Source organism: Kitasatospora paranensis (assembly GCF_039544005.1).
Lineage (GTDB): Bacteria > Actinomycetota > Actinomycetes > Streptomycetales > Streptomycetaceae > Kitasatospora > Kitasatospora paranensis.
This window is the reverse complement of record NZ_BAABKV010000001.1, coordinates 7053419-7075628: the sequence shown is the minus strand read 5'-3', so window position 1 is coordinate 7075628 and position 22210 is coordinate 7053419. Positions and strand designations below refer to the sequence as shown.

The 22210-nt window shown below is 75.9% G+C and carries 22 protein-coding genes, 1 pseudogene and 1 riboswitch; of the genes and pseudogenes, 8 read left to right on the top strand and 15 right to left on the bottom strand.

Features of this window, described 5'->3' with window-relative positions:
* Positions 1-24: 24 nt before the first annotated feature.
* Positions 25-152, bottom strand: a riboswitch (FMN riboswitch).
* A 173-nt stretch (positions 153-325) separates the two neighbouring features.
* From ABEB13_RS33640 to ABEB13_RS33625, 4 genes are all read right to left on the bottom strand, one after another.
* On the bottom strand, positions 326-742 hold the full coding sequence (locus tag ABEB13_RS33640; protein WP_345708492.1) for a hypothetical protein: 417 nt from the start codon (positions 740-742) through the stop codon (positions 326-328).
* Positions 739-1113 carry a cupin domain-containing protein gene (locus tag ABEB13_RS33635; protein WP_345708491.1) on the bottom strand — a complete coding sequence of 125 codons (375 nt, stop codon included), beginning with the start codon at positions 1111-1113 and terminating at the stop codon, positions 739-741. The genes ABEB13_RS33640 and ABEB13_RS33635 overlap by 4 nt, the downstream gene beginning before the upstream one ends.
* Before the next feature lie 101 nt (positions 1114-1214).
* On the bottom strand, positions 1215-2753 hold the full coding sequence (locus tag ABEB13_RS33630) for a hypothetical protein (RefSeq protein WP_345708490.1): 1539 nt from the start codon (positions 2751-2753) through the stop codon (positions 1215-1217).
* 43 nt (positions 2754-2796) lie between these two features.
* Entirely contained in the window at positions 2797-4293 is a 1497-nt protein-coding gene (locus tag ABEB13_RS33625) for an AAA family ATPase (RefSeq protein ID WP_345708489.1), read from the bottom strand.
* 187 nt (positions 4294-4480) lie between these two features.
* Here ABEB13_RS33625 and ABEB13_RS33620 point away from each other — a divergent pair, with 187 nt between their 5' ends.
* Positions 4481-5104, top strand: a complete 624-nt coding sequence (locus ABEB13_RS33620) for an MSMEG_1061 family FMN-dependent PPOX-type flavoprotein (protein ID WP_380232782.1) — start codon at positions 4481-4483, stop codon at positions 5102-5104.
* Between the two features lie 28 nt (positions 5105-5132).
* Here the strand turns inward: ABEB13_RS33620 and ABEB13_RS33615 are convergent.
* Positions 5133-5690, bottom strand: a pseudogene (locus ABEB13_RS33615) (TetR/AcrR family transcriptional regulator); the annotation flags it as partial.
* Positions 5691-5775: 85 nt separating this feature from the next.
* On the opposite strand from ABEB13_RS33615, the gene ABEB13_RS33610 reads away from it, so the two are divergent.
* Complete coding sequence (locus tag ABEB13_RS33610) at positions 5776-6213, top strand: nuclear transport factor 2 family protein (RefSeq protein ID WP_345708488.1); 438 nt, start codon at positions 5776-5778, stop codon at positions 6211-6213.
* A 7-nt stretch (positions 6214-6220) separates the two neighbouring features.
* Here ABEB13_RS33610 and ABEB13_RS33605 read toward each other — a convergent pair whose 3' ends face one another.
* From ABEB13_RS33605 to ABEB13_RS33590, 4 genes are all read right to left on the bottom strand, one after another.
* Positions 6221-6367 carry a hypothetical protein gene (locus tag ABEB13_RS33605; protein WP_345708487.1) on the bottom strand — a complete coding sequence of 49 codons (147 nt, stop codon included), beginning with the start codon at positions 6365-6367 and terminating at the stop codon, positions 6221-6223.
* Entirely contained in the window at positions 6340-6933 is a 594-nt protein-coding gene (locus tag ABEB13_RS33600; protein ID WP_345708486.1) for a hypothetical protein, read from the bottom strand. The genes ABEB13_RS33605 and ABEB13_RS33600 overlap by 28 nt, the downstream gene beginning before the upstream one ends.
* A 136-nt stretch (positions 6934-7069) precedes the next feature.
* Positions 7070-7243, bottom strand: a complete 174-nt coding sequence (locus tag ABEB13_RS33595; RefSeq protein WP_345708485.1) for a hypothetical protein — start codon at positions 7241-7243, stop codon at positions 7070-7072.
* Between the two features lie 272 nt (positions 7244-7515).
* Positions 7516-8628, bottom strand: a complete 1113-nt coding sequence (locus tag ABEB13_RS33590) for a glycoside hydrolase family 19 protein (protein ID WP_380232775.1) — start codon at positions 8626-8628, stop codon at positions 7516-7518.
* Positions 8629-8954: 326 nt separating this feature from the next.
* Between ABEB13_RS33590 and ABEB13_RS33585 the strand changes: the two genes are divergently transcribed.
* Positions 8955-9398 (top strand): SRPBCC family protein, encoded by a 444-nt coding sequence (locus ABEB13_RS33585; RefSeq protein ID WP_345708484.1) that lies wholly within the window; start codon positions 8955-8957, stop codon positions 9396-9398.
* A 71-nt stretch (positions 9399-9469) separates the two neighbouring features.
* Here the strand turns inward: ABEB13_RS33585 and ABEB13_RS33580 are convergent, their stop codons facing one another.
* Entirely contained in the window at positions 9470-10564 is a 1095-nt protein-coding gene (locus ABEB13_RS33580) for an S-adenosylmethionine:tRNA ribosyltransferase-isomerase (protein WP_345708483.1), read from the bottom strand.
* 1 nt (position 10565) lies between these two features.
* On the bottom strand, positions 10566-11297 hold the full coding sequence (locus ABEB13_RS33575) for an SDR family oxidoreductase (protein WP_345708482.1): 732 nt from the start codon (positions 11295-11297) through the stop codon (positions 10566-10568).
* A gap of 394 nt (positions 11298-11691) precedes the next feature.
* Between ABEB13_RS33575 and ABEB13_RS33570 the strand changes: the two genes are divergently transcribed.
* The 4 genes from ABEB13_RS33570 (at position 11692) to ABEB13_RS33555 (ending at position 16667) form a co-directional block, all read left to right on the top strand.
* Positions 11692-13896, top strand: coding sequence for an MMPL family transporter (locus ABEB13_RS33570; protein ID WP_345708481.1), 2205 nt, complete (start codon positions 11692-11694; stop codon positions 13894-13896).
* 74 nt (positions 13897-13970) lie between these two features.
* Positions 13971-15179, top strand: a complete 1209-nt coding sequence (locus ABEB13_RS33565) for a sensor histidine kinase (RefSeq protein WP_345708480.1) — start codon at positions 13971-13973, stop codon at positions 15177-15179.
* Positions 15176-15847: a response regulator gene (locus ABEB13_RS33560; protein WP_345708479.1), complete on the top strand. Its 672-nt coding sequence runs from the start codon at positions 15176-15178 to the stop codon at positions 15845-15847. The genes ABEB13_RS33565 and ABEB13_RS33560 overlap by 4 nt, the downstream gene beginning before the upstream one ends.
* A 142-nt stretch (positions 15848-15989) precedes the next feature.
* Positions 15990-16667 carry a DUF5995 family protein gene (locus tag ABEB13_RS33555; protein WP_345708478.1) on the top strand — a complete coding sequence of 226 codons (678 nt, stop codon included), beginning with the start codon at positions 15990-15992 and terminating at the stop codon, positions 16665-16667.
* 37 nt (positions 16668-16704) lie between these two features.
* On the opposite strand, the gene ABEB13_RS33550 is transcribed toward ABEB13_RS33555, so the two are convergent.
* From ABEB13_RS33550 to ABEB13_RS33535, 4 genes are all read right to left on the bottom strand, one after another.
* Entirely contained in the window at positions 16705-18144 is a 1440-nt protein-coding gene (locus ABEB13_RS33550) for a GuaB1 family IMP dehydrogenase-related protein (RefSeq protein ID WP_345708477.1), read from the bottom strand.
* A gap of 218 nt (positions 18145-18362) precedes the next feature.
* Complete coding sequence (locus ABEB13_RS33545) at positions 18363-19070, bottom strand: CBS domain-containing protein (protein ID WP_345708476.1); 708 nt, start codon at positions 19068-19070, stop codon at positions 18363-18365.
* The gene (locus ABEB13_RS33540) at positions 19070-20050 is read right to left on the bottom strand and encodes an Acg family FMN-binding oxidoreductase (RefSeq protein ID WP_345708475.1); all 981 of its coding nucleotides are present in this window, start codon (positions 20048-20050) and stop codon (positions 19070-19072) included. Before ABEB13_RS33540 ends, ABEB13_RS33545 begins: the two co-directional genes overlap by 1 nt.
* Positions 20051-20170: 120 nt before the next feature.
* Positions 20171-21199 carry a zinc-dependent alcohol dehydrogenase family protein gene (locus ABEB13_RS33535; RefSeq protein WP_345708474.1) on the bottom strand — a complete coding sequence of 343 codons (1029 nt, stop codon included), beginning with the start codon at positions 21197-21199 and terminating at the stop codon, positions 20171-20173.
* A gap of 246 nt (positions 21200-21445) precedes the next feature.
* Here ABEB13_RS33535 and ABEB13_RS33530 point away from each other — a divergent pair, with 246 nt between their 5' ends.
* On the top strand, positions 21446-22051 hold the full coding sequence (locus tag ABEB13_RS33530) for an Rv1733c family protein (protein ID WP_345708473.1): 606 nt from the start codon (positions 21446-21448) through the stop codon (positions 22049-22051).
* Positions 22052-22210: the final 159 nt, after the last annotated feature.

Genomic DNA, 22210 nt, shown 5'->3' with positions numbered 1-22210 from the left:
CGGACCGCGGACACACTCGTCCGCCGCGCACGCCTCCCATCCGGACTTTAACCGTCGGTCCAGGAATTTCACCTGGTCAACCGGCCGCTGGCTGCGGACGGGTCGCGGACTGTAACCGCCGGTTCGGATTTTCACCGACCCCGGAGTGCGCTGAACGTCACTACTTCTGACGTCATTCTGCCACGACCGGCCGCGCAGCATCAGGGGGCGGTGCTGTGGTCTGTTTCACTCCGGTACCGGACGGTCACCGGGAATAGCCGGGCAGGTGCGGGCGCCCCGGCGCGCCGGGCCACCGCCCGGTGCACCGGGGCCCGCTGGCGGGGCGTCAGGGTCTGGGCAACCGCACCTCGCGGGCATGGCGCTCCCGGCGGGCGGCGTCCCAGTCGCCGGTGCAGTACACCGACAGCTGCGCGACGGCCCCGTCCCGGACGTCCGCGCGGAACAGTTCGCGGCAGTACCAGTCGCCGTCGGCGTCCTGCCAGCGCTCCTCGACCTCCAGCACGAAGCCGGTCGCCGTCGCGTCGAGCCGGCGGCGGGGCACGGTGCCGGTCGCCGGATGGCTCTGGCGGCGCATCGCCACCAGCTCGTCGCGACCGATGGCCTGCAGCCGCCACTGCGGGAGGCTGAGGTCGCAGAACGCGTCGGCGGTGAACAGCCCGTCCGGCGCGCTGCCGGTCTCCAGGAACTCCACCAGGGCGTCCGCCAGCACCTCGACCGTGCGGGTGCGCGTGCCGGTGGTCATGCCGTCGCCCCCTGCAAGGCGCGGGCGATCGCCGCCATCGTCCGCTCCAGCTCGGCGGCCGGGCTGAACTCGACCAGCTCGGTGCCGGCGAAGATCAGCGGCAGGTGGCCGGGCGCGGCGTAGTAGGCGTCGCCCGCCCTGAACTCCTCGTCGTGGTCGGCGTACCGGAAGACCACCCGGCCGGTCGCCACCAGCCCCCAGTGCGGGCAGGGGCAGCGGCCGCCGGGCAGCCCGCGGAACAGCTCGGCCGGGTCGGCGTCCTCCTTGTGCGTCTCGAAACCGACGGTGTACCCGTCGAGTCGGGCATAGCGGCCCTCGATCGCCGGCTCGTCCAGGACGAGCGGCGCCTCGGCCTTCGATGTGCGGGGCATGGCTGGCTCCTCGTGCGCTCGGATACCCACCGGGCGTGCGATGCGGCCGCACGATGTGCCGGCCGGCCGCACGAGCGCGCCGCCCCCGGGCGCCGTCGGCCTCACAGCCGCCAGTCGGGCCGCTGCTCGGGCCGGTACTCGCACAGCGTGCCGGTGCGCACCGACGCCTCCAGGTGGCGGGCCAGCTCGGGGTGGACGGCGCCGATCCGGGCGACGGCGGCGCGGATCCGGGCGGTCACCGCCGTACGCGCCCGTTCGGCCGCGGAGCCCGTCCGGCGCACCCGCCCGCCCAGCCCGTACGCGGCCGAGAGCTGGTCCACCAGGAAGTCCCGCTCGACGGCGAGCCGGGCCGAGCGCTCGCCGTCGCCGGCCGCGTCGGCCTCGTCCGCCTCGGTGCCCAGGTCGGCCAGGCGGCGCCGGTACGCGGCCCGGGCGGCCGCGTCGACCGCCTCCCCGGTGTCGGCGGGTGCGTGCAGCCCGGTGTCACGGCCGGCGGGCGGGGCCGCGGGCCCCGGGGCGGTCGCGAGGTCGAGCGCGGGGACGGGCGTACCCGGCCGGGCCAGCAGCACCGCGAGGTCGCGCAGGCCCTTGCTGTCGGGCACCCGGGCCTCACGGCCCCCGTACCGCAGCAGCCAGAGCGCGCCCTCCCGGCGGAAGACCTCGACGGCCCCGGCGGCCCCGGCCGACGGGGCGGCGGGTACCGGCGGGGTGCCCGGCGGGAGCGCCCCGGCGCCGGCCAGGGCGGCCCGGGCGGCCCCGGTGTGCCGGGCCGCCGCCGCCGGATCGTCCGTCGCGGCCGCCAGCAGGGCCAGGTGGTGCTCGACCGGTCCGCGGACGGCCGCGCCGATCCCCTCCACCGCCCAGAGCCCCGCGTACGGGGCGAGCAGGCGGTACAGCTCGCGCGCGGCCGGGTGCCCGCCGAGCAGGCCGACCGTCTCGGCGGCCTGCGCGAGCATCGGCAGCCACTCGCTGTCGCGCGGCGCCCCGGCCAGCCGCGGTGCCACCGCCGTCAGCCGCCGGGCCGCGTCGTCGGCGCGGCCGCACTGGGCGGCGAGCAGGGCCAGGGTGACCCGGGGCCAGACGCCCGGCATCTCCTCCAGCCCGCCACCGGCCGCCAGGGCGGCCAGCCCCGCGCGATCGCCGGTCGCGGCGAGCATGCACCAGCGCTGGGTGGTGGTCAGGATCGCCGCGTTCTCGCTGCCGGCCCGCCGGCCGGCCTCCTCGGCCTCGGCGAGGTGCCGCCCGCAGTCCTCGTACCGGCCCTCCAGCAGGGCCCGCGCGCCGCGCCACAACGGGACGTACCAGGCGTAGAGCGGGCGGCGCAGGGCGTCGGCGAGCGCGTCGAAGGCGAGCACCTCGGCGTCGGCCCCGGCGTGGTCGCCGGTCTCCAGCAGGGCCACCAGGCGCAGCCGCCGGCCGAGGAGCTCCAGCGCCGGGTCGGGCAGCGCACGGGCCAGGCCGACGATCTCGTCCGCCCAGGCCGAACGGTGCCGGCAGTGGTCGGGCCCGGAGCGGGCGTCGCAGAGGGCGGCCAGGGCGGAGCCGAGCGCCGCGGGTGCGGCGGCGGTGCGGGCGAGCCGGACGGCCTCCTCGGCGAGCGCGATCCGCCGCTCCTCCGGCTCGACCAGGGCGGCTGCCACCGAGAGCCGCGCGGTGACGGCGGCGCGCAGCCCCGGCCGGCCGTCACCGAGCAGGCCCCGGGCCTCGGCCAGCAGGTCGAGCTGGGCGCGGTCGAGCAGGCCGATCTCGAAGCCGACCGGGCCCGTCCCCAGACCGAGCGCGGCGCGGGCCAGCAGATCGGCGCGGCCGGCGGCGCGGGCGAACCCGGCCGCCCGGAGGCAGGCGGTGCGGGCGGCGGCGGGCTCCCCGTGCCGAACCGCGCGGCCGCCAGGGCGAGGTGGAGTTCGGCCAGGCCGTCGGGCGGGGCGTCCGGGTCGGCGTCGGCCGCGGCCGTGTACCAGCGGACGGCATCCTCGTAGGCCAGCAGGGCGGCCGCCCCGTCCCCGGCGAGCCGGGCCTGTTCGGCGGCGCCGGTCCGGTGCTCCGGGCCGGCCAGCAGGAGGTGGCGGGCGATCCCGGCGGGGCCGCCGTCGCCGGGCCGGGCCCGGGCGGCGAGTGCGGCCGCCGCCCGGCGGTGCAGGTCGGCCCGGTCGGCGGCCGGGACGGCGTCGTGGACGGCCTCGCGCAGCAGGTCGTGCCGGAAGGCCCCGGTGCCGGGCTCGGGGTCGTCGGCCAGCAGTCCCGCGTCCCGGGCCCCGGCGAGGTGGCCGGGCAGCTCGCCGGGGCCGCACGCCAGGGTCTCGGCGAGGAGGTCGAGCCGGAACGGGCTGCCGAGGACGGCGGCCGCGGCCAGTGCCCGCCGGCCCTCCGGTGCGAGGTGCGCGGTCCTGGCCGCCACTGCGGCCCGGACGCCCGCGGGCGGGGGCCGTGCAGGCCGTCCTCGGAGCCGATCAGTTCGGTCAGCAGGAAGGCGTCGCGACCGGTGCGCTCGACGGCCAGCCGGACGTCGGCGGGCCCGGGGTCGGCACCGGTGGCGGCTGCCAGCAGCCGGGCGACGTCCGGCTCCCCCAGCGGGCCGAGCGGGAGTCCGTCGGCGCGGCGCAGCAGCTCGGCCCGGTCGTCGTCCCGGCCCGGCCAGTCCGGGTCGCCGTCGCGGGCGGTGACCAGCAGCAGGAGGGGCGCGGTGCGGGCGGCGGCGGCCAGTTCCAGCAGCAGGCGCAGGGAGGACGGGTCGGCTGCGTGGACGTCGTCCAGGACGAGCAGCAGCGGGCGGCGCGCCGCAGCCGTCCTGACCAGCTGGACGGTGTCGCCGGTGAGGCGCAGCCGGGCGCCCTCCGGGTCGGAGGCGGGCAGCAGTCCGGCCGCGCGACCGGCGAGCAGGGCGCGCAGCGGCGGGGAGGCGCGCACCGCGCGGGCGCAGGCGGGGTCGTCGGCGGCGAGGTCGGCGAGCAGCCGGGCCCAGGGCCGGAACGGGCTGCCGTCGGCGCCCGACGGGCACCAGGCCCACAGGACGCGGAAGCCGTCGGCGCGGGCCGCGGCCTCCTGGGCCGTCCTGGTCTTGCCGACCCCGGCCGGGCCGGTCAGCGCCAGCAGGCCGCCCCACCCCGTGCGGGCCCGGTCGGCGGCGGCGGCGATCCCCGCCAGCACCCGCCGGCGGCCGACGAACGGCAGCGGTCCCATCTCGCGTCCTCCCGGTGCCCGCGGGGCCGACGGTCCGAGCCTAGAACGTGCCGGCGGCGTCCCGCCCTCCGGCGGCGGCCGGGCCCGTCGGTGGGCGGTGGAAATACGTTCCGCCGATCGGGGTGCTGGGCTAGATTTCCCGTACGTGACCTCACAGACCGCGGCCGGCGGCCGCCTCTTCGACGCTCTGCAGTCCTCCTCCGTGCGGGCGGTGTCCGAATTGCGGGAGGTGTACGAGGCCCCGGCAGACGCCGCGGTGCGCAAGCAGGTGGACCGGCTCCTCGACCCGGCCCGGCAGCTGATCGGCTGCGCGCCGCTGGTGATGGTGGCGAGCGTGGGTGCGGACGGGCGGTGCGACGTGTCGCCGCGCGGCGGGCCCGCGGGCTTCGTCGCGGTGCTGGACGACCGGACGCTGGCGATCCCGGACGCCACGGGCAACCGGCGGCTGGACAGTCTGCACAACATCGTGGAGACCGGCCGGGTCGGCCTGCTGTTCGTGGTGCCCGGCCGGGACACCACGCTGCGGATCAACGGGCGCGCCTGCGTGTCGACGGATCCGCGGCTGCTGGAGCGGCTCCACGCCGTCGGCAAGCCGCCGCGGAGCGCGATCGTGGTGGAGGTCGACGAGGTGTACGGGCACTGCCCGAAGGCGTTCCTGCGGGCCGGCGCGTGGAAGCCCGACCAGTGGCCCGCCCCGGGCGAGCAGCCCAGTTCGGCCGAGGTGACCCTCTCCCACCTGCGGGATCCGGAGCTGAGCCTGGCCGACATCCAGCAGTCCGAGCGGGAGTCGCTGCTGCACCGCTACGAGTGAGCCCGCTCCCCGGGCCCGGCCCGGCCGGCCCGGCTGCGGCCAGCAGCACGGCCGCGGCCGCGCGGGCCTGCCGTGCGGGGGCGGAGCTGCCGGTCAGGGCCGCGGTGGTGATGGCGCCCTCGGCGAGCAGCAGCAGCTGGTCGGCGAGCGCGTCGGGCAGGCCGGCCGCGGCCGTCAGCGTGCCGAGCCAGTGCCGGAACGCGGCCTTGTGCCGGAGGGCCGCAGCGGCGACGGCGGGTGAGCCGGCGCCGAGTTCGCCGTAGGCGTTGAGGAAGGCGCAGCCGCGGTAGCCGGGCTCGTCGAACCAGGCGGCGAGCCAGTCGAAGACCGCGAGGAGCCGCCCGCCGGGGTCGCTGGTGGCCGCCGTGACGTGGGCGGCGAGATCGCCGCGCCAGCGGGTGTCGCGGCGGAGCAGGTAGGCCTCCACCAGGTCGCCCTTGGAGGGGTACAGCGCGTAGAGCCGCTTGAGGGAGAGCCCGGAGGCGGCACGGACGGCGTCCATGCCAACGGCCTGCACGCCGCGGCCGTAGAAGAGCTGTTCGGCGGCGTTCAGGGCCTGGCTGCGCGCCCCCGTGTCGTTGTCCACGATCACCCGTCTCCTTGCCTGAGAACCATCGCTCTCCTAGGGTAGCGACCAAGCGGAGAACGATCGTTCTCCCCTGCCCCGAGGAGTGCCCCATGCCCGGACAGCGGCCCCCGTCCCGCCGTTCACCGAGGAGACCGCCCGACGGAAGGTCCAGGCCGCCGAGGACGCCTGGAACTCCCGGGACCCGGAGCGGGTCGCCCTGGCGTACACCGAGGACTCCGAGTGGCGCAACCGCGACGTCTTCCTCACCGGGCGCCGCGAGATCGTCGCCTTTCTCACCGCCAAGTGGCAGCGCGAGCTCGGCTACCGGCTCCGCAAGGAGCTGTGGGCGTACACCGGCGACCGGATCGCCGTCCGCTTCGAGTACGAGTTCCACGACGCCGACGGCCAGTGGTTCCGCGCGTACGGCAACGAGAACTGGGAGTTCGACCCGAACGGCCTGATGCGGCGCCGCTTTGCGAGCATCAACGACCTGCCGATCACCGCCGACGAACGCCGCGTCGCCTTCCCCGAGCAGACCTGACCGTGCGTCAGAGATCCACCGGGCCACCGGCGCCGTAGGAACGCACCTGCACACCGGCGCCGTCCGGGCGGACGACGTGCACCCGGCCCGCACCGCGCACCAGAGCCCGCCCGTCGGCGTCGACCGTCAGCGCGGTGTTCTCGTCGATCGCCACGCCGGAGGCCACCATGCCGCCGGCCACCGCCGCGGCCAGCCGGCCCAGCGTGCCCCACTGGCCACCATGCCGCCGGCCACCGCCGGGGCCAGCAGGCCCAGGCCGTCGCCCACCTCGATCCCGTCCAGGTCCTCGGCGGCGTCCTCCGGGCAGACCGGGACCCCATCGGCGAGCCAGCCGCCGACCAGCGCCCGGCCGGCGGCGATCGCGGCACCGGCCGAGAAGCCGGCGTACGGCAGCGGCCGCGCGGCCAGCGCCCGGCCCAGCGGCCCGGCCAGCGCCGCCCGGTACGCCGGGGTCAGGCCGGCCCCCACGAAGACGGCGTCCGCGTCCTCCAGGGCCGCCGGGTCGAAGGCGCCGTCGAGTGGCACGGCGACGGCGTACGGCCGGCACGGCGCGGCGGCCGCGAACGCGTCCGACCAGCGGGCGAACTGCTCCGCCACGTCGCCCTCGTCGAGCAGCACGCAGGCCACCGCCGGATCCGGTCCGGCCTCGGCCAGGAACGGCCCGTACAGCTCCCGGTACAGGCGCTCGTCCCGCCCGCCGCCGATCAGATGAACAGCCATCGCTCCCCCTTGGTCCGACCGCCGGGGCCCGCGCCGCCGACCCCGGCACGTTAGAGGCCCGGACGGCCCGGGGCCAGCGCTTTTCCGCGGCGGAGGCAGCCGGGGGCACGGCGGCCGGACGGCGAGGCGGCCGCGGTCAGCGGGAGCGCAGATCGGCGCCGCAGCGCCAACACTCCGCCGCCGGGGGCCCCTCGGGCACCGCGTCGCACTGCGGGCAGAGCCGGGCCAGCAGGCAGGCGGGTTCGCCGCCCTCCTCGACCGCGGGCCGGGGGGCGTCCGGGGCGGTCTCACGGGTGCCGTCGGCGTCCATCCGGCGAGCGTACCGGGATCGGGCGGCGCGACACAGGGCGTGGCGGCTCGCGCAACGGCCGCGGTGGTGGTGTCCTGGTAGGGACGGGAAGGGTCCCAGAAAGACGCGGAGTAGCGGCGCAAGCCGTGCACCGCGCAATCAGGATCCGCGAGAAGCGGGTAGCCCCTTCCCGTCTCCGGCTGTGCGGCCCCGGTCGGACCACCGGGGAGCACCACGGGGCACCGCGCCCGGTTGCCCGGACGGCGGCGCCCCGTCGGCCGTGCGCCAGGAGGTCAGCAGGTCAGGTTGGACCCCGGGGTGGTGCCGAGGATCGACACGAAGTTCTGGTAGGCGTTGACCCGGCTCTGGACCTGGGCGGGGTTGCCGCCGTTGCACTCCAGGCTGCCGTTGATGCTGCGGATCGTCTCACCGAATCCGGCGCCGTTGACCATGGCGTTGTGCGGGGTCATCGTGCCGGGCCCGGTCTGGGTGTTCCAGTACCAGAGGCCGGTCTTCCAGGCCACTGCGGCGTCGGTCTGCACCAGGTTGGGGTTGTGCAGCAGGTCGATGCCGAGTGCGTCGCCGGCGGCCTTGTAGTTGAAGTTCCAGCTGAGCTGGATCGGGCCGCGGCCGTAGTAGGCGGACTGCCCGGCGGGGCAGCCGTAGGACTGCGAAGTGTCGCAGTAGTGCGGGTAGTTCGCGGTGTTCTGCTCGACGATGTACACCAGGCCGCCGGTCTCGTGGCTGACGTTGGCGAGGAAGGCCGCGGCCTCCTGCTTGCGCACGGTGTCACTGCCGGTCGCCGCGAACGCCGGGTAGGCGCTCAGCGCGGCGGTCAGGCCGCTGTAGGTGTAGAAGGAGTTCCGGTTCGGGAACATCTGGTTGAACTGGGCCTCGCTGACGGGGAATCCGCCCGGGTTGGGGGTCTGCGTCGGGCCGGTCGTCGAACCGGAGCAGGTGTACGGGTCCCAGTACCAGGTGCTGATCACGGGATCGTAGCCCGGGTTGTCGTGGGACGCGCGGTAGAGCAGGCCGTTGGTGTACTGGACCACCGTGCCGGCGGTGTACGACTGGCCGGCCACCCAGGCGGGGTAGCTGCAGCTTCCGCCGGTGGGGGTCGGGGTGCTGCCACCGCCGCCGCCACAGGTGCCCTGGTCGGCCCAGACACCCGAGCCGCCGGTGCTCGGGGCCTCGTTCTGGGTCCACCACTTGGCGTTCCAGTTGTGGCCGTTGTACGAGGCGGAGTTGCCGCTGGTGTAGACGGTCGAGGAGTTCCACGGAGTTGCGCAGGTCGCCGCGGAGGCGGCGGACGGCAGGGCGAACGCCAGGCCCGCGACGGCCGAGGCTGCGGCAAGGAACGCCAGGAAGCGGCGTTTGACCGACTTGGAGCGGTGCTTGACTGACACGTGATCACCCCTTGGTGCGGTGGGGGCCGCACGGGATCGAGGACGGGGACCGCCCCGCGCGGGCCCGAGGCATGCCAGGAGCCGGCCGGTGTCGACGGCCGAGGTTACGGGCCGGTACGGGGCTGATGAGGACTCAACCGTGCTGGTCTATACCTGTCAAGCAGTTCAGGCGATCCCAGGCCACCGTTAGGACGGAGTTAAGGGACGGCCCCCCGATCCGAGGACCGGGGTGCGATCTCGACCGGATCCGACGACCCGTCGGGCCACCGCCCCTCGGCCGGTGAAGGCCGCCGCACGACGGGCCGTACGGTGGGAACCCGACGTCGATGGGGGGAACGCGAGTGCGGTACCAGGTGACGGTGGATGTCGCGGCGACGCCGGAGCGGGTGTGGGCGGTGCTGGCCGACATCGAGGGCTGGCCCCGCCGGACGGTGTCGAAGGCGGGCTTACGCCTGCTGTCCGACGGCCCGGTGGCAGTGGGGAGCGAGGCAGAGGTCCGGCAGCTCAAGCCGGCGACCGAAGTGTGGCAGGTCACCGGCATGGAGCCGGGGCGCAGCTTCGAATGGCGCTCCCGCAACCCGGCGTTCACCACGATCGGCACCCACCGGATCGAGCCGCTCGGTGCGGACCGGTCCCGGGTGGTGCTCGGCGTGCAGCAGATGGGATTCATGGCGCCGCTGCTCGCCCTGGCGTACGGCAGGCCGACCCGCCGGTACGTCGACATGGAGGCGGCCGGGCTGAAGCGGTACTGCGAGGCGCAGGGCCGCTGAGCGATGCGGGCCCGAGCCCTGCACCGCCCAGCGGCCCCATGGCTTCGCTGTCGCCGTCAGGACACCGCCGCCTAGCGGGACAGCAGCAGGTTCACGTCCCCGAACTCGTGCCACAGGTAACGGTGCTGCAGTGCCTCGGCATAGCACCTGGCCAGCAGCGGACGACCCGCGACGGCCTCCAGCATCAGCAGGTGCGAGGCGCGCGGTTCGTGCCAGCCGGTGAGCAGTCCGTCCACCGCCCGCACGCCCCGCTCCGGGGTGATCACCAACTCCGTCCAGCCGTCGGCGGCATGCACCCGCCCGTCCTCGCCGGCCGCCGACTCCAGGGCGCGGACGACCGTGGTGCCGACCGCCACCACCCGGCCGCCCGCCGCCCGCACCCGGCCGACCAGGCGCGCCGTCGGCTCCGGCACCCGGAACCACTCCGCGTACGGCGCCTCGTGCGCCTCCGGGGAGGCCACTCCGGTGTGCAGCGTGATCGGCGCGAACAGCACTCCGCGGGCGGCCGCCCGGGCCACCGTGTCCGCGGTGAACGGCCGTCCCGCGCTGGGCATTTCGCTGCTGCCGGGCACGGAGGCGAAGACCGTCCGGTAGGCCTCGACCGGCCAGTCGCGGTCCACGTAGCCGTACCGGATCGGCCGGCCGAACCGGGTCAGGTAGCCGGTGGGGCCGCCCGGCAGGTCGAGCCGGGCGTGCCACAACCGCGTCGTGAAGGGGGCGGTGAGCTCGGCCCGGCCGCCGCCCGGCAGGGTGATCCCAAGCCCCGCCCGGGCGGGTGAACTCCCCTGCTCGTAGGGGACGGTGGCGCCGGCGGTCGGGCAGCGCAGCTCCACCAGGTGGTGGCCGCGCGGATCCGGCCGGGCGCCGGAGAGGTGCAGGGCCACCCGGTCGCCGCCCGGCAGCCGCCCGTCCAGTGCGGCCGGCAGCATCGCGGAGTCGTTGACCACCAGCAGGTCCCCCGGGTCCAACAGCCCCGGCAGGTCGGCGAACCGGTGGTGCCCGGTGCGCAGGCCCGGCCGCCGGCCGACCAGCAGCCGGACACCGTCCCTGGTCAGTCCGCGGGCCTCGGCCGGGGCGCGGGCGGACAGTTCGGCCGGCACGGTGAAGTCCCACCCGTCCGACGGGTCCGGCCCGGCGGCCGGCCCCGGGTGAACGGCGGTCGCCATCTCAGGCCCTCGCGCCGGCGAGCAGGCCGGCGGCCCGGTACCGGCCGGAGGCGGGGCGGTCGCGGAGCAGCGTGAGGACGGCGGGCACCACGGTCGCGGGCAGCGGCCGGTCGGAGATGTCCTCGCCGGGGAAGGCCTCCTGGTGCATCCGGGTGCGCATGTCGCCAGGGTCCAGGGCCCAGACCCGCAGCGCGGGCTCCTCCGCGCCGAGGATCGCCGTGGCGTGGTCCAGGGCCGCCTTCGACGCCCCGTAGCCGCCCCAGCCGGGGTAGGGCTCGACGGCCGCGTCCGAGCTGAGGTTGAGCACGGCGCCGCCGTGGCCGCGCAGCTGGGGCAGCAGCAGCTGGGTCAGCGCGATCGGGGCGAGCACGTTGACCTCGAAGGTCTCCAGCAGGCCCGGCAGCGGGAAGTCCGCCAGGGCGGGCATCGGCGCACCGGCCGGGTCGCGGCCGGTGAGGGTGGAGGCGTTGTTGACCAGCAGGCGGGCGCCGCCGAGGGCGGCGGCGGCCGCGGCGAGGCGCTCCCGGTGGGCGTCGTCGACGACCGAGCCGGCCGGGGCGGCGACCTCGGTGACGGCGGCGAGCTCGGCCTCGACGGCGGCGAGTTCGGCGGCGCCCCGGGCGGTGAGCACCAGGCGCCAGCCGTCCAGGGCGAGCGCGCGGGCGAGTTCCAGGCCGAGTCCGCGGGAGGCTCCGGTGACGACGGCGACGGGCGGTGTCTGCGAGGTGTCCATGGCACGACTCTCCCGCCGCACCCGCGGTCGGCGGATCGGCCGCCGGCCCCGGCGGCGGGTGGTCCGTTGGGCCTACGGCCGGGGCCGTAGGCCCACGCCGAGGGGGCTCCCGGCAGGGCGGTCCCGCCGACGGCCGCCCGCGGACGCGGTATGCGGCGGCGGCCGCGTACCGCGCCCGCGGTACGCCAGGTGTCTGCGGACGGCTGACGACACCCGGGTGCCGGGGCGGCAGGGTTGAGTACACCGGGGAGAGGGCCCGCGGCCCGTGGGGGCCGACGGGCCGGACGAAGGCGTCCGCCCCCGTCCCGCCCCGAGGGCACACCGCCGGCCGCGCACGCCGCGATGTGCCGTTCACGCCCGGCCCGCCGCAGGGCCAGACTCCTCTGGAGACCGGATGTCCGTGCTTGCCCGCTGGTGCCATCGGCACCGGATCGTGACCGTTCTGCTCTGGCTGGGCCTGCTGGTGGGCCTCGGGGCGGTGTCGGGAGCGGTCGGCACCAAGTACAGCGACAGCATGTCGATGCCGGCCACCGAGTCCAGCAAGGCCATGGAGCTGCTGAAGGGGGCCATGCCGGCCGCCGCCGGCGACACCGACACCGTGGTCTGGCACACCACCGGCGGCACGGTGAACGACCCCGCGGCCAAGGAGCGGATGACCGAGGCGCTGGACGCGATCTCCACCAGCCCCTCCGTCGCATCGGTGGTCAGCCCGTACAGCCCGCAGGGCGCGCAGCAGGTCAGCAAGGACGGCGCGACCGCGTACGCCCAGGTGACCTTCACCGGGAACGCCCGCGACGTCCCCAAGGCGGACGTCCAGCACGTCATCGACCTCGCGAAGCAGGCCCGCACCACCGGGCTGGACGTGCAGCTGGGCGGGCAGGCCGTGCAGAACACCGAGACCGTGATGGGCGGTGCCAGCGAAATCATCGGCATCGTCGCCGCCCTGGTCGTGATGACGCTGGTCTTCCGGTCGCTCTGGGCCGCCGCCCTGCCGATCCTCACCGCCGTGGCCGGTGTCGGCACCGGCGTGGTCGGCACCGGCCTGCTCAGCCACGGCATGAGCATCGCCTCGGTGGCCCCCACCCTCGGCGTGCTGGTGGGCCTCGGCGTCGGTATCGACTACGCGCTGTTCATCGTCAACCGGCACCGCAAGGGCCTGATGGCGGGCCTGACCGTGCAGGAGTCCGTGACCAAGGCGCTGAACACGTCGGGCCGGGCGGTGCTGTTCGCGGGCCTGACCGTGGTGATCGCCCTGCTGGGCATGCTGATCCTCGGCATCGGCTTCCTCAACGGCATGGCGGTCTCCGCCGCGCTGACCGTCGCCCTCACCGTGCTCGCCGCGATCACCCTGCTGCCCGCCATGCTCGGCCTGCTGAAGATGCGGGTGCTGAGCCGCGCGCAGCGCCGGCAGCTGGCCGAGCACGGCCCGGTGCCGGTGCAGGCGACCGGCTTCTGGTCCCGCTGGGCCGCGAAGGTCCAGGCCCGGCCGACCGGCAAGGCGCTGGTCGCCCTGCTGGTGATGGTCGCCGTCTCGCTGCCGGTGCTTTCCCTGCGCCTGGGCAGCTCGGACGCGGGCAACAACCCGAAGTCCACCACCTCCCGGCAGGCGTACGACCTGATGGCCGGTGGCTTCGGGGCCGGCTCCAACGGGCCGCTGCTGCTCGTCGCAGAGGCTCCCACCGCCCAGGACAAGGCCGCCCTGGGCACGCTCGTCACCGAGCTGCGGACCGTCCCCGGGGTGGCCCAGGTCGCGGCCGCGCCGATGCAGGACGGCCAGGCCGTCGGCACCGTCCGGGTCGTGCCGACCACCTCCCCGCAGTCCGCGCAGACCTCCGACCTGATCACCGACCTGCGCGACCGGGTCGTCCCGGCCGCCGAGCACGGCACCGGCCTCAAGGTCCACGTGGGCGGCGCGACCGCGACGGCGGCCGACTTCGCGAGCGTGCTGATCTCCAAGCTGCCGGTGTTCATCGCGATCATCGTGGGCCTCGGCTGCCTGCTGATGATGGTGGCCTTCCGCAGCGTGCTGGTGCCGCTGCTGGGTGTGGCGATGAACCTGCTGACGATGGGTGTGGCGTTCGGCGCGATCGTGGCGGTCTTCCAGTGGGGCTGGGGCTCGGAGGCGCTGGGAGCCGGTGCGGCCGGCCCGGTGGAGGCCTTCGCCCCGGTCATGATCATCGCGATCCTGTTCGGCCTCTCGATGGACTACCAGGTCTTCCTGATCAGCCGGATGCACGAGGAGTGGACGCACACCCGGGACAACCGGCGGGCCGTCCGGATCGGCCACGGCGAGACCGGGCAGGTCATCACCGCCGCGGCCGTGATCATGGCGTGCGTGTTCGCCGCGTTCGTGTTCGGCGGACAGCGGATGATCGCCGAGTTCGGCATCGGCCTGGCCCTGGCCGTCCTGCTGGACGTCCTGGTGCTGCGGATGGTGCTCGTCCCGGCCCTGATGCACCGGTTCGGCCGGGCCAACTGGTGGCTGCCCCGCTGGCTCGACCGGCTGCTCCCGCACGTCTCCGTGGAGGGCGGGCCCGACGCCCCCGCCGCGGAGCCGGGCGGGCACCTGGAGCCCGTGCTGCAGGACGTCTCCCGTTGACCGTCCGCCCGGTGGCGGACCGGGGCCGGGCCGGCGGGCACGCCGGTCCGGCCCCGGCTGCGTACGGTGAGGGGGTGGAGACGGCGTACGCGTTCCGACGGTGGCTGCGGGCCCGTCCGCCGATGGCGGACCTGGCCGTGGCGCTGCTCTGGTTCGTGCTGGCCGCCCCGCTGGCGGTCGCCACCGCGTACCACCAGAACGCCTCGATCTCCGCGTACCTGCTGCTGCTGGCGGTCTCCTGCGTGCCGCTGCTGTTCCGCAGCCGCTGGCCGATCCCGGTGGTGGCGGCGACGGTGGTCGTCGCGGTGGTCGAGTTCGCGCTGATCCCGGGCTCCGGGCCGCAGCCGGTCGCGGTGGCCGTCGCCCTGTACGCCGCCGCGACCCGCACCGACCGGCGGACCGCCTGGCGGACGGGCGCGTGCGCCGCCGTCGCGCTAAGTACGGCCGCGCTGCTCACCCGCCCCACCCTGGAGGACCTGCCGGCCAACCTCGGCCTGATCGCCTGGACGTTCCTCTCGGTGGCGATCGGCGACGCCGTCCGCAGCCGCCGCGAACTGCTCGCCTCTGCCGTGGAGCGCGCCGAACGGGCCGAACGCACCCGGGACGAGGAGGCCCGCCGCCGGGTCACCGAGGAGCGGATGCGGATCGCCCGCGAGCTGCACGACGTGGTGGCCCACCACATCACCCTGGTCAACGCGCAGGCGGGCGTGGCCCACCACCTGATGCGCACCGACCCGGACCACGCCTACCAGGCGCTGGAGCGGATCCGCGACACCAGCCGGGCCGCCCTGGACGAGCTGCGCGCCACCGTCGGGCTGCTCCGCCAGAGCGGGGAGCGGGCCGCGCCGCGGGAGCCCGCGCCGGGCCTCGGCGGCCTCGACGACCTGCTGGAGTCCTTCCGCCACTCCGGCCTGCGGGTCGAGCTGGAACGCACCGGCGAGCCGGTCGGCCTCCCGCCGATCACCGACCTGACGGCCTACCGGATCCTCCAGGAGGCCCTCACCAACACCCACAAGCACGCCGGGCCGGCGACCGCGCGCGTCGCGCTCGACTTCCGGCCGGACGTGCTGCGGATCACCGTCGCCGACGACGGCCGCGGCCGGGGCGCCGCACCGGGTACCGACACCGGTGGCGGCACCGGCTACGGGATGATCGGCATGCACGAACGCGCCCGGGCCGTCGGCGGCACGCTCACCGCCGGGCCGCTCCCCGACCGGGGCTTCCGCATCCACGCCGAACTGCCGCTGCCCGCCGGCGGCGGCCGAAAGGGCTCCAGGCCATGACGATCCGCGTCCTGCTCGCCGACGACCAGGCCCTGCTGAGGGGCACCTTCCGGATGCTCGTCGACTCGGCCCCCGACCTGGAGGTGGTCGGCGAGGCCGGGACGGGCCGCGAGGCCGTGGCGCTGGCCCGGAGCCTGCGCGCCGACCTCGTCCTGATGGACATCCGGATGCCCGACCTCGACGGCCTCGCCGCGACCCGGCTGATCACCGCGGACGAGGACCTGGCGGGCGTCAAGGTCCTCGTGCTGACCACCTTCGAGAGCGACGAGTACGTCGCCGAGGCGCTGCGGGCCGGCGCCAGCGGCTTCCTCGGCAAGGGCATCGACCCCGAGGAGCTGCTCGACGCGATCCGGGTCGTGGCGGCCGGCGACGCGCTGCTCTCCCCCGCCGCCACCAAGGCACTGATCGGCCGGTTCCTCGCCCAGCCCGCCCCGCAGGACCGCGCCGCGCTCCCCGGCCTCGACGTGCTCACCGCCCGCGAGCAGGAGGTCGTCACGCTCGTCGCGGCCGGGCTCTCCAACGACGACATCGCCGAACGGCTGTTCGTCACGCCGCTCACCGCCAAGACCCACGTCAACCGCGCGATGGCCAAACTCGGCGCACGCGACCGCGCCCAGGTGGTGGTCATCGCCTACGAGAGCGGACTGGTGCGGCCGGGGAGCGCCTAGCAGATGGTTCGAACGCGTTCGAGGGAGTCGGGGGCCACCGGGGACACGGCCATCCGCGTACCGCGCGGCGGGGGTCGATCGGCCGTGCACCGACTTATCATCGGACGATCCGACCGGTCTGCGGTGAAAGGCTGCGCCCGCCATGACGATCAGTGAGGCTCTGACGGTCGACCAGGCCGTCGACCGGATGGAGGCGTTGCGGTCCACGCTCCCGACCGGGGACGGGGTGGCCGTCTTCAACCGGATGTACCTGCGGGTGACCCGCCTCGTCCGGGAACGGCTCGGGGAGACGTACTTCGCCGACCCGGCGGGCATGTCCGAGCTGGACGCGGTGTTCGCCGCCCGCTACCTGGACGCGGTGGAGGCCGCCTCGGACGGCCGTCGGCCCGCACCTTGCTGGCGCCCGCTGTTCGAACTGCGGAACCGGCCCGGCATCCACCCGCTGCAGTACGCGCTGGCGGGGATGAACACCCACATCGAGCACGACCTGCCGCTGTCCGTGCTCGACACCTGCCGGCTGCTGGGCAGCCGGCCGGAGGACGTCCGGGCGGACTACCACCGGATCAACGACCTGCTCGCCCAGGTGGAGGCCGAGGTGCGGGAGGAACTGCTGCCGGGCCCGCAGGCACCGGCCGCCGCCGAGGCGCTGCTCCACGTCCTCGGCGTCTGGAGCATCGACCGGGCCAGGGAGGCGGCGTGGGCCACCGTGGAGGCGCTGTGGGAGCTGCGGCACACCCCGGCGGTGGAGGACGCGGTGGCCGGCACGCTCTCCCGGACGGTCGGCATGGTGAGCCGGGCGCTGCTGACCCCGGTGGAGTGATCCACCGGGGCCGGCGGGCGCCCGGCCCGGCCCCGCGTCAGGCCCAGCTGGAGTGCAGCGGCTTGCCCTCGGCGTAGCCGGCTGCGCTCTGCACGCCGATGATCGCCTTCTCGTGGAACTCCTCCAGGCTGGAGGCGCCCGCGTAGGTGCACGAGCTGCGGACACCCGCCACGATCGAGTCGATCAGGTCCTCCACGCCCGGGCGGGCCGGGTCGAGGAACATCCGCGAGGTGGAGATGCCCTCCTCGAAGAGCGCCTTGCGGGCCCGGTCGTAGGCCGACTCCTCGGAGGTCCGGTTGCGCACCGCGCGGGCCGAGGCCATGCCGAAGCTCTCCTTGTACTGGCGGCCGTCGGCGGTGGTCTGGAGGTCGCCCGGGGACTCGTAGGTACCGGCGAACCAGGAGCCGATCATCACGTTGGAGGCGCCGGCGGCCAGCGCCATCGCGACGTCGCGCGGGTGCCGCACGCCGCCGTCCGCCCAGACGTGCCTGCCCAGGCGGCGGGCCTCGGCCGCGCACTCGAGCACGGCGGAGAACTGCGGACGGCCGACACCGGTCATCATCCGGGTGGTGCACATCGCACCGGGGCCGACACCGACCTTGAGGATGTCCGCGCCGGCCTCGACCAGGTCGCGCACGCCCGCGGCGGAGACCACGTTGCCCGCCACGACGGGCACCTGCGGGTCCAGGCCCCGGACGGCGCGCAGCGCGGCGATCATCGACTCCTGGTGGCCGTGCGCGGTGTCGACGACCAGCACGTCCGCGCCCGCCTCCAGCAGCGACTTGGCGCGGCCGGCGACGTCGCCGTTGATGCCGACGGTGGCGGCGATCCGCAGCCGGCCGGCGGCGTCGACGGCCGGGCTGTAGAGGGTGGCGCGCAGCGCGTTCTTCCGGGTGAGCAGGCCGACCAGGGTGCCGTCGGCGGCCACCACCGGGGCGAGCTTGCGGTGCGCCTCGTTGAGCTTCTCGAACGCCGTGTGCGGGTCGATGTCCTCGTCCAGCAGAAGCAGCTCGCGGGACATCACCTCGGAGAGGCTGGTGAAGCGGTCCACGCTCTGGCAGTCGCTCTCGGTGACGACGCCGACCGGGCGGCCGTGCTCGACCACGACCACGGCGCCGTGGGCGCGCTTGGGCAGCAGCGACAGGGCGTCGGCGACGGTGTCGCCCGGGCTGAGGGTCAGCGCGGTGTCGTGCACCAGGTGGCGCTGCTTGACCCAGCCGATCACCTCGGAGACGACCTCGATCGGGATGTCCTGCGGGATGGCGACCAGTCCGCCGCGACGGGCGACCGTCTCGGCCATCCGGCGGCCGGCGATGGCGGTCATGTTGGCGACGACCAGCGGGACGGTCGTGCCGGTGCCGTCGTGGGCCGAGAGGTCGACGCCCTGCCGCGAGCCCACGGCGGATCGGCTCGGGACCATGAAGACGTCGTCGTACGTCAGGTCGTACGCGGGCTTGAGGTCGTTCAGGAAGCGCATGAAGGGGGCTCTCTGGCTGGGCGGAAGGTACACCTCGGGTGCGGTTGCGGCTCGACCGCAGGGCGCACTCGGGCGCCCCGCACCCAACGTTCAATCCTCATCGATACCCCGCTCGAAAGCCAGTTCACGCCCGAACGCTGAAGGTCCGCACAGTCGGTCCCGTGATCATGGCGCGCAGCCTTGGAGGATCGCACGAACGAGGCGGGCCCCGGCCGGGGTCAGCCCTCCGCCGGGACGGGCTCGGCGCGCGCGGTGCGGTCGGTCACCGACACCACGCCGTCGACCGAGCGGCAGATCCGGAGCACCCGGTCGACGAGCACCGGGTCCTCGATGGTGCCGCTGAGCACCACCCGGCCCTGGTCGACCTCGACCCCGACGGCCGACGGGCTGACCCCGGGCACGGCGCCGAGCTCCTCCACGATCTCGCGGTGGATCGCCCGGTCGTCGCGGAGGAAGACCTGCAGCAGGTCGCCGCGGCTCACCATGCCGGAGAGCCGCCCCTCGGCGTCGACCACCGGCAGCCGTTTCACCCCGTGCCGGCTCATCAGCCGGGCGGCCGCGACCACGCTGGCCCCCGCCGTGGTGCACACGACGGGGCCGCTCATCAGGTCACGGGCGGTGACCGCACCCGCGCCGTGCGGCGACGCGGACGGCGGTCCGGCGGCGGCGTCCGGGCCGGCCGGCGGAAGCGGGTCGGCCGGGCCGGTCACGCCGTCGGGGCCCGGCGGGTCGTCCTCCTGGGCGGCCAGGGTCCGCAGCAGGTCCGCCTGCGAGACGATGCCGACCGGACGCCCGGCCGCGTCCACCACCGGTACGGCGGTGATCTCGAACTCGGCGAGCAGCTCCACGATCTCCCGGAACCCGGTCTCCGGCGCCACCCGGACGACCTGCCGGGTCATCACCGAATCCACCGTGCGGTGCCCCATCAACGCGCTCCCTCGGTCACGGTCAGGATCTCCGCCACCGGCCTGCGCGGGGTGGTGGGGCCGGCCGGGCCGTAGCCCAGCCGCAGCAGCAGCTGCACGCAGTCCGGTCCGGCGGCCGGATCGCGCAGCCCCCAGCGGGTGTCCGGCCACTCCACCGCCTGGTGCAGCACGGTGGCCCGCAGCCCCTGCAGGGTCGCGAGCAGCCAGACCCGCTCCAGCGCCTGACCGGCGCGCAGCCAGTCGGCCGGGCGGTCGGCGAGCGTGGACAGGGTGCAGACCTGCGGAAAGGCCTCGAAGACCCGGCTGGGCGGCGCCGCGACCGGCGGGTGGCCGCTGTACGCCCGCATCGGCACCCGCGCCGCGTGGTCCTGCGGGCCCAGCGCGTAGGTCGGGATGCCGTCGACGGCGGGCCGCTCCGGGCGCAGCCACCGCCGGGTCTCCGCCTCCCGCTCCAGGTCCGCCGAGCTGCGGCGTTCGGCCTCGACGGTCAGTTCCAGGACGCGGTGCGCCTCCGCGGGGGCGAGCGGGACGAGCCGGGCGCCCTCGGCCGCGGCCGCCGCGACGAGCTCGGCGAGCAGCGCCGGCGGCACCGGCCGGTCCTCGAACGGCACCCGGCTGGAGTGCCGCTCGGCGATCGCGGCGTACAGCTGCTCCGGACCGGCGTACGGGCTGCGCAGGTCGACCTCGGCGGCGGTCTGCGGGTCGCCGGCGTACGGCAGCAGCCGGACGACCGGCTCGCGGCCGAAGTGCCGGGCGGCGACCCGGAGGTTGAACAGGGCGGCGCCGACCGACACGTGCAGCGCCCGACCGTCCGGGTCGATCAGTGCGACGGCCCGGGACGGATCGGTGCGGACCCACACCGTCCCGCCGTCCGCCGTCACCTCGAAGCGCCACGGCTGGGTGTTGTGCAGGGACGGCGCCGCCCCGGCGGCCGCGGCCAGGGTGTGCAGGTGGGCCGTGCTGAGGCCGGGCTCGGACATGGTGGGTGCCTCCTTGCCTTCGACGCCCCGCAGCGGCCGGTGGCCACCCGGTGCATCGAGCGTGCGGCGTGTCGCCGGCCGGCGGTAGAGCCGAAGGGCCCTGCGCTGCGGCCGGTCGGGTCAGTCGGGGACGAGGACCGCGACGCCGGTGACCCGGTCGGCGGCGAGGTCGGCGAGGGCTTCGGGTGCCCGGCCCATCGGATAGCGGCGGACCCGGACGGTCGGCGGGCGGGCCGCGGCCTCCGCGAGGTAGGCACGTCCGTCGGCCCGGGTGTTGGCGGTGACGCTGCGCAGCGTCCGTTCCTGGAACAGGTACTGGTGGTAGTCGAGCCGGGGGATGTCGGTCAGATGGATGCCGGCGACCGCCAGGGTGCCGCCGCGGTCGAGTGCGGCAAGCGCCACCGGCACCAGGTCGCCCACCGGCGCGAACAGGATCGCCGCGTCGAGCGGCTCCGGCGGGCTGTCGTAGGCGTCGCGGGCGGAGGACGCGCCGAGGTCCTGGGCGAGCCGCCGGGCCTCGTCCGATCGGGTCAGCACGTGCACGCGGGCGCCGCGGCCCAGGGCCAGCTGGGCGGTCAGGTGGGCGGACGCGCCGAAACCGTAGAGGCCGAGGCGGCCACCGGGCGGGAGTTCGGCGCGGGCCAGCGCGCGGTAGCCGATGATCCCCGCGCACAGCAGCGGGGCGAGCTCCTCGTCGGGCGGGCTGCCGGGGCCGTCCGGCAGGCGGTAGGCGTAGTCCGCGTCGACGACGGCGTGTCCGGCGTAGCCGCCGGGCACGTCCCAGCCGGTGTAGCGGGAGTCCGGGCAGAGGTTCTCCCGGCCGGCCAGGCAGTACCGGCAGGCACCGCAGGTGCCGGCCAGCCAGGCGGCGCCCACCCGGTCGCCGACGGCGAAGTCCGCCGCCCCGGGGCCGGCCGCGAGCACCCGGCCGACGATCTCGTGGCCGGGCGGGCAGGCCGGGCGGTGCGGCGGCAGGTCGCCCTCGGCGAGGTGCAGGTCGGTGCGGCAGACCCCGCAGGCGCCGACCTCGATCAGCAGGCCGCGCCGTCCGGGCCCGTCCAGCGGCTGCTCCGTTCGGCGCAGGGGCCGCTCGGCGGCCGGCGCCGGGTGGTCCACCACCCAGGCCGTGGTGGTCGACACGGCAGCCATGGGCACCGCCTCCCGTCCGCCCGGCCGGGCCCGCGGGGACGCCGGACCCGGTCCTTGCCTCCAGGATGCACCACCCCGGCGGCACCGCCCGCCGGGGTGGCCGGGGGCCACGCCGCCGGGCCGGTGGCGTGGCGTGGTGCCGGTCGGGCCGGTTGGGTGGACGCTTGAGTCAGAGGGACCGGCGGTAGGAGGCGTACGATGCGCAGCCACTCCCCCAGCCGCAGCGGGTGCTCCCGACGGCGGCGGGTGTTCGATCACGTGAGGCTGGCCGCCGGGCTGGGCGGCGGACCGCTCTGCCGCTCGGTGGACCGGGCCCGCAGCCGGGCGCTGCTGGGCGCCTGGCTGGCCATGGTGCTGGCAGCGGTGGGAGCCGTCACGGCCGGAGCAGTCGTGTTCCACTCCTCCCAGGTGGAGGCGTCGCGGGTCGCCGCGCACCTGCACCGGGTCGAGGCGGTGGTGCGGACGGCTCCGCAGCAGGCCGACTTCACCGCGTCCGGGGCCACCGCGGGCGGCTACCGGGCGACCGCGACCTGGACGTACCCGCCCGGGCACCAGGTCACCGACCAGGCTGCCGTGCCGAGCACGGCCGTGCCCGGGTCGAAGGTGGCGGTCTGGGTGGACGCGACCGGCAGCCCGGCGGCCGGGCCCCGCTCGACCACGGACATGGTCGCCACCGCCGGCTTCATCGCACTCGGCGCCTGGTCGGCGGCGGCGCTGACCGTCTCGGTCGCGTACGGGGTGCGGCGCAGCCGGCTGGAGCACCGGGCCGAGGACGAATGGCAGACCGACTGGGCGGTGGTCGAGCCGACCTGGACGGGCCGGGCCGGCGGACGGCCGGGCGGCGGCGACTGACGGACGGTCGACAGCCGCCGCGGCGGCCCCGCGCCCGCGGGCGGAAATCCGCAGGAGGGCGGCGGCCCGGCTCTGTTACGGTCGTCCGGCCGGCCGCGGGACTCCGGTGCGACTTCCGGAACGTGCCTCTGAAGCGATGATTCGCAGTTCGCGCCCCCA